Here is a 6,020-nt window from a genome sequence, read left to right on the forward strand (position 1 = left end):
CCAGACCATCCTCGGCCTGCCGCTGCCGGCCCAGCAGGAAGTGCAGGACCTGTTCGGCCTCCTCGCGCTCGGTCCGGCGCGGCGCCTGCTGACGGGCATCCCGGACGGCTGGGCCGCCGCGAACGAGGCGGACGTCGCCGCGTTCCTGCAGGACTGGCGCGTGCACCGCCTGTCGCTGCTGCGCACGGCGTACGCGGCGCTGCACGACCTCGTGCTGGGCGCCTGGTACAGCGAGCCGGCGCACTGGGACGCCATCGGCTATCCCGGCCCGCTGAAGGAACTGGCATGAGCAGCCAGAACGTGATTCCCGATCCGATCGTGGCCGGCCTCGCGCGCGGCTGGAAGGTCATCGACGGCGCGCGCGAAGACAAGGACCGCGATCTCAGCGCCGACGTCGTCATCGTCGGCAGCGGCGCGGGCGGCGGCGTGACGGCGGAGATCCTCGCGCTGTCCGGCCTGTCCGTGATCGTCGTGGAGGAGGGCGCACTGAAGTCCTCGCGCGACTTCAGGATGCGCGAGGCGGACGCCTACCCGGCGCTGTACCAGGAATCGGCCGCCCGCAAGACGCGCGACAAGGGCATCAACATCCTGCAGGGCCGCACGGTGGGCGGGTCGACGACGGTGAACTGGACGTCGAGCTTCCGCACGCCGCCCACGACGCTCGCGTTCTGGCAGCAGCGCTTCGGCCTGTCGACGTATGGCGAGGCCGAGCTGGCGCCGTGGTTCGCGCTGATGGAAGCGCGGCTGCACGTGGCCGACTGGCCCGGCGCGCCGAACGAGAACAACGACCTGCTGCGGCGCGGCGCGGAACAGCTCGGCATCCCGACGGGCCTCATCCGCCGCAACGTCAACGGCTGCTGGAACCTCGGCTATTGCGGCATGGGCTGTCCGACGAACGCGAAGCAGTCGATGCTCGTGACGACGATCCCGTCCGCGCTGGACCACGGCGCAACCCTCGTCACGCGCGCCCGCGAGCACGTAGTGGCGGGCGGCGCCATCAACACGCCGGCGCTGCTGCTCCGGTCGAAGGCGCCCGACCCCAGCGGGAAGCTGGGCAAGCGCACGTTCCTGCATCCGACGCTCGTGTCGGCGGCGCTGTTCCCGCAGCGCGTCGACGGCTACGCGGGCGCGCCGCAGACGGTCTATTCGGACCACTTCCTGCACACGCAGGCGATCGACGGCCCGCTCGGCTTCAAGCTGGAAGCGCCGCCGCTGCACCCCGTGCTGCTGGCGACGACGATGCAGGGCTTCGGCCGCGAGCACGCGGAGATGATGCGCCACTTCCCGCACCTGCAGGGGATGCTGGCGCTGCTGCGCGACGGTTTTCATGCCGAGTCGCAGGGCGGCACCGTGGGCCTGAACGGGGACGGCTCGCCTGTCCTCGACTACCCGCTGAACGATCCGCTGTGGGACGGCGCCCGGCGCGCCCTGCTGACGATGGCCGAGATCCAGTTCGCGGCCGGTGCCAGCGGCGTGCAGGTCGCGCACGAACGGGCGCCGCGCTACGCCAGCTGGGCCGAGGCGAAGGCAGGCATCGCCGCGCTGCCGTTCGAGCGCCACCTCACGCGTGTCGTGTCGGCGCACGTGATGGGCGGCTGCGCGATGGCGGACGGAGACCAACATCGCGGGGTGACGGGGCCGGATGGCCGTTACCGCGGCCTGGCCAACGTGTCCGTGCACGACGGCTCGCTGTTCCCGACGTCGATCGGCGCCAATCCGCAGCTGTCGATCTACGGCATCACGGCACGCCTCGCCAGCGACCTGGCGCACTCCCTCACGGGCCGGCCGGCCGCGCGGCCGCAGGCGTAAGACATGCCGGCCAGCGCCCGCACCCTGCTGCGCCTCGTCCTGCTCGTGCAGCTGGCCGCGGCGCTGCTGATCGCGTGGGCGCTGCAGCACCGGGGCGTGCCGGTGTGGGGCGCGCTGCTGGCGGGCGGCGGCGCCGTCGTGCTGGTGCGTCTCCTGATCAACATGAACAATTTTGTCATGGCGGCGCGCGCGGCGAGCCACACGCCGCCCGAGTTCCGTCTCGGACCCGCGGCACGCCTGCGCATGCTGGCCGAGGAATTCCGGGCCAGCATGCTGGTCACGTCCTGGCACGTGCCGCGCGGCTGCGCGCGCATGTCCCTCCATCGAGAGAGTGGCCGCGTGCCGGTGCTGCTCGTGCACGGCTACGGCTGCAACAGCGGCTTCTGGGCGCACCTGGAACCGTTGCTGGACCGCGAGCGCATCAGCCACGCCACCATCGACCTGGAGCCGGTCGCGGGACGCATCGACGATTACGCGCCGCTGATCGAGGCGCGCGTGCGGGAGTTGTGCGCCGCAACGGGCGCCGCGCGCATCGCCATCGTCGCCCACAGCATGGGCGGGCTGGCCGCGCGGGCGTGGATGCGCTCGTACGGGAGTGCCAACGTGGCGAAGTTGATCACGCTCGGCACGCCGCACCACGGCACGGTGCTGGCGAACCTCGGCCTGGGCGAGAACGCCGCGCAGATGCGCCGCGACAGCGCGTGGCTGCGCGACCTCGCAGCGGGCGAGACCCCGGACGTCCGTGCACGCATCGTCTCCATCTATACCCACCACGACAACATCATCGCGCCGCAGGATTCGAGCATCCTGCCGGGCGCGCGCAACGTCGCATTCGGCGGCGTGGGGCACGTGGCGCTGGGCAGCAACCCCGGCGTGCTGGCCGAGGTGTTGCGCGTTCTGACAGAACTGCAGCCGGCCATGGCCTGAGGGTCCGGTCGATGATATCCTTGCACGTGAGTCCACCCATACTTGTTTCCATGCAACAGAAAGCCCCGCGCCGAACCCGCGAACGCATCCTCGAGCTGTCGCTGCGGCTGTTCAACGAATTCGGCGAACCGAACATCACCACGACCGTGATCGCCGACGAGATGAACATCTCGCCGGGGAACCTGTACTACCACTTCCGCAACAAGGACGACATCGTGAATTCGATCTTCGTCCAGTTCGAGGCGGAGATCGAGCGCATGCTGACCGTCCCGGCCGGCCGCCGCTCGAACATGGAAGACGTGTGGCTGTACCTGCACCTCATGTTCGAGTTGATCTGGAAGTACCGGTTCTTCTACCGCGACCTGAACGACCTCCTGTCGCGCAACCGCAAGCTGGAACTGCACTTCAAGGCGATCCTCGCCCACAAGATCAAGGTCGCGCGCCAGCTGTGCGAAGACCTGCGCAGCGAAGGCTCGCTCGAAGCGGGCGACGCGCAGATCGGCGCCATGGCCACGAACATGGTCGTCGTCGCCACGTACTGGCTGTCGTACGAATACGTGCGCAATCCGCGCAAGTACAGCGAGCAGCAGGCCATCGCGGATGCGCTCGCGCGCGGCTGCTACCAGGTGCTGTCGATGCTGGGGCCTTACCTGCGCGGCGACACGCTCGCGCTGTTCCAGCGCCTGTCCGACGACTTCCTCGCCAAACTGCCACCGGAAGCGCCATGAAATCCATCGCCGTCTACTGCGGCGCCTCGCTGGGCGCCGATCCTGTCTATGCCGACGCCGCCCGCGGCCTGGCGCGCGCCCTCGTCGAGCACAACATCGGCCTCGTCTACGGCGGCGGCAAGGTGGGCCTGATGGGCGTGATCGCCGACGAAGTACTGCGCCTCGGCGGCGACGCGACGGGCGTGATCCCGAAGCACCTCGTCGAGCGCGAAGTGGGCCACGCCGGCCTCACGCGGCTGTTCGTCGTGAAGGACATGCACGAACGGAAGGCGATGATGTCCGACCTGGCCGAAGGCTTCATCGCCATGCCGGGCGGGATGGGCACGCTGGAAGAACTGTTCGAGATGGTCACGTGGGCCCAGCTGGGCATCCACGCCAAGCCCATCGGCCTCCTCAACGTGGACGGCTTCTACGACGGCCTCGCGTCCTTCATCGACCACCTCGTCGGCACCGGCTTCGTGCGGCCCGCGCACGCGGAGTTGCTGGTGCGCGACGCCGACCCCGACACGCTGATCCGTCGCCTGCGTCAAGCCTGATCCAATCGCTCGATGTTTGCGGAAACATTGAGCGCTTCCTGATCGTTACACGAGCGAATCCTGGTGTCTCCCCGTGCCTTGAAATGATATCGATCGCGTATCCCTAACATCATTGTTGTGCGCTATCATAATTCGGTAGCACAAGGCGATTCGGCATGTGCACGATGAACGCGATACGCGTCGATCCCCATCCACCACTAAAACGGGGCCGCCGCACGCCGGATCGATTTCGATATCGAGAAGGAGACACCATGATCAACAAGCGTCGCAACCGCCTGCTCAAGCTGCTCGACGAGCGCAAGGCGGCCACCGTGCACGAGCTGGTCGAATCGCTGGACGCGTCGCCGTCCACGATCCGCCGCGACATCAGCTGGCTCGCCGCCCGCAACCTCATCCACCGCACGCGCGGCGGGGCCGAGACGACCCCGCGGAAGAAGCGCCTCGGCGGCCTCGCCAACGACACCTTCGCCGACAACCTGCGCGCCAACGCCGCGCGCAAGTACGCCATCGCCCGCCACGCCGCCGCGCTGTGCGAGGATGGCGAAACGATCATCATCAACGGCGGCACGACGACGTTCATGATGGCCGACTTCCTGGCCGACCGCAGCCTCAAGATCATGACCAACTCGTTCCTGATGGCCGACCGGCTGCTTGCGACGAGCCAGAACGAAGTGCTGATCCCGGGCGGGACCGTCTACCGCGACGAGAACGTGATCCTGTCCCCGTTCGACAACGATGCGACGGGCGACCAGTACGCGTCGAAGATGTTCATGAGCGTGTCCGGGCTGTCGATGCTGGGCCTCGTCGAGACCGACCCGCTGCTGATCCGCGCCGAACGGCGCCTGATCGGCCAGGCCGAAAAGCTCGTCGTGCTGGTGGACAGCTCCAAGTTCGCGCGCCGCGCGGGCCTGATCCTGTGCAACCTGAAGCAGGTGCACACGGTGATCACGGACAGCGGCGTCGCCGACCTGTCCGTGCAATGGCTGGAGCAGGCGGGCGTGAAGGTGATCGTTGTCGAGCCGGAGACGCCGCCGGCGCAGGATTGCATTGCGTTGGATGGGGCGCAGTTAGGGCTGCACGGGACCATGTGCGCGATGCTGGCCTAGGGCAGCGGCTTCAACCCTTCCGCCCGCACGACCCAGGTCCCATCGTGTGGAAACCCGGGCGCCGCCCCGGCCGGCGCGCCATCCCAGCCGCCCGCCATCATCGCGACGGCGGCCAGCAGCGCGCCGTTGCCGGGCAGGTAGACGGGCAAGTCCGTGTTCGGATTGTGCCCGGCCGCCGTGTAGCCGTTGTTCGGCACGCCCGTCTTCATCAGGACGTCGACGGCCGTCTCCGGACGGCCCAGGCGCGCCGCCGTCATCGCGATCATCGGATAGTCCCAGCCCCAGATCTTCGCCTTCCAGTCCCATTGGGCGAGCACGGCGTCCAGGGTGCGGTCCATGACGGCGCGGTCGACGCCCGCGCCCGGCAGCTGGCCCAGCGCCATCAGGAACGACGGGTGGTCCTGGCGGCTGGCGACGTCGTCCCACGTGTCCGGGATCGATTCGAGCGCGACGTATTTGCCGTCCTTGACCGGGAGGGCGGACAGGTGCCGGCGCTTCTCGTCCCAGTCGCTGCTGCGCGGCAGGCCGAGGCGCGTGCGCCAGGCCTGCGCGATCTCCAGCGCCGTCGACCAGTACGACAGTTCGTACGCCGGATTCATGCTGGCGGCCGGATCGTGGATCTCCTGCGCGATCCACAGCGGCGGGCCCAGGACCCAGCGCTTGTTCCCGTCGTCCCACGCGAGCATCGACGCCATCGCATCGGCCGTCGCGAACACGAGGTCGCGGTAACGCTGGAGTGTCGCGGGCGAGGGATCGTCGCGGTACAGCAGTTCGGCGAGGTGGATCGGATGCGGCTGGTTCCACACGATCAGCGGATTGCCGCCAGGGCTTTCGCGCCCCTGCGGACTCGTCATCTTGGGCCAGCGCGCACCCTGCAGCCCGCGCGAGGCCGCGACGGCGCGCGCGGGCTGCAG

5 protein-coding genes and 2 pseudogenes are annotated in these 6,020 nt (G+C 68.9%); 6 read left to right on the forward strand and 1 reads right to left on the reverse strand.

Annotation, left to right across the window (positions count from 1 at the left end):
* The 6 genes and pseudogenes from ACEN88_RS22595 to ACEN88_RS22620 form a co-directional block, all read left to right on the forward strand.
* A pseudogene (locus tag ACEN88_RS22595) lies at positions 1-289 on the forward strand (hypothetical protein); the annotation flags it as partial.
* Positions 286-1,809 (forward strand): GMC family oxidoreductase N-terminal domain-containing protein, encoded by a 1,524-nt coding sequence (locus ACEN88_RS22600; RefSeq protein ID WP_413343221.1) that lies wholly within the window; start codon positions 286-288, stop codon positions 1,807-1,809. The pseudogene ACEN88_RS22595 and the gene ACEN88_RS22600, both read left to right, overlap by 4 nt.
* A 3-nt stretch (positions 1,810-1,812) precedes the next feature.
* Positions 1,813-2,736 (forward strand): lipase family alpha/beta hydrolase, encoded by a 924-nt coding sequence (locus ACEN88_RS22605; protein ID WP_413343223.1) that lies wholly within the window; start codon positions 1,813-1,815, stop codon positions 2,734-2,736.
* 50 nt (positions 2,737-2,786) lie between these two features.
* The gene (locus ACEN88_RS22610; RefSeq protein ID WP_413343225.1) at positions 2,787-3,464 is read left to right on the forward strand and encodes a TetR/AcrR family transcriptional regulator; all 678 of its coding nucleotides are present in this window, start codon (positions 2,787-2,789) and stop codon (positions 3,462-3,464) included.
* Entirely contained in the window at positions 3,461-4,000 is a 540-nt protein-coding gene (locus ACEN88_RS22615) for a TIGR00730 family Rossman fold protein (RefSeq protein WP_413343227.1), read from the forward strand. Before ACEN88_RS22610 ends, ACEN88_RS22615 begins: the two co-directional genes overlap by 4 nt.
* 251 nt (positions 4,001-4,251) lie before the next feature.
* On the forward strand, positions 4,252-5,106 hold the full coding sequence (locus ACEN88_RS22620; RefSeq protein WP_056127552.1) for a DeoR/GlpR family DNA-binding transcription regulator: 855 nt from the start codon (positions 4,252-4,254) through the stop codon (positions 5,104-5,106).
* Here ACEN88_RS22620 and ACEN88_RS22625 read toward each other — a convergent pair.
* Positions 5,103-6,020 (reverse strand): annotated as a pseudogene (locus ACEN88_RS22625) (hypothetical protein); the annotation flags it as partial. The gene ACEN88_RS22620 and the pseudogene ACEN88_RS22625 sit on opposite strands and share 4 nt — an antisense overlap.

This window comes from Massilia sp. CT11-108 (genome assembly GCF_047302915.1).
Lineage (GTDB): Bacteria > Pseudomonadota > Gammaproteobacteria > Burkholderiales > Burkholderiaceae_D > Telluria > Telluria orientalis.

Bases quoted from the DNA above. Each gene is read 5' to 3' on its own strand.
- ACEN88_RS22610 (WP_413343225.1), top strand. From the start codon at position 2,787: ATGCAACAGAAAGCCCCGCGCCGAACCCGCGAACGCATCCTCGAGCTG.
- ACEN88_RS22620 (WP_056127552.1), top strand. From the start codon at position 4,252: ATGATCAACAAGCGTCGCAACCGCCTGCTCAAGCTGCTCGACGAGCGC.
- ACEN88_RS22600 (WP_413343221.1), top strand. From the start codon at position 286: ATGAGCAGCCAGAACGTGATTCCCGATCCGATCGTGGCCGGCCTCGCG.
- ACEN88_RS22615 (WP_413343227.1), top strand. From the start codon at position 3,461: ATGAAATCCATCGCCGTCTACTGCGGCGCCTCGCTGGGCGCCGATCCT.
- ACEN88_RS22605 (WP_413343223.1), top strand. From the start codon at position 1,813: ATGCCGGCCAGCGCCCGCACCCTGCTGCGCCTCGTCCTGCTCGTGCAG.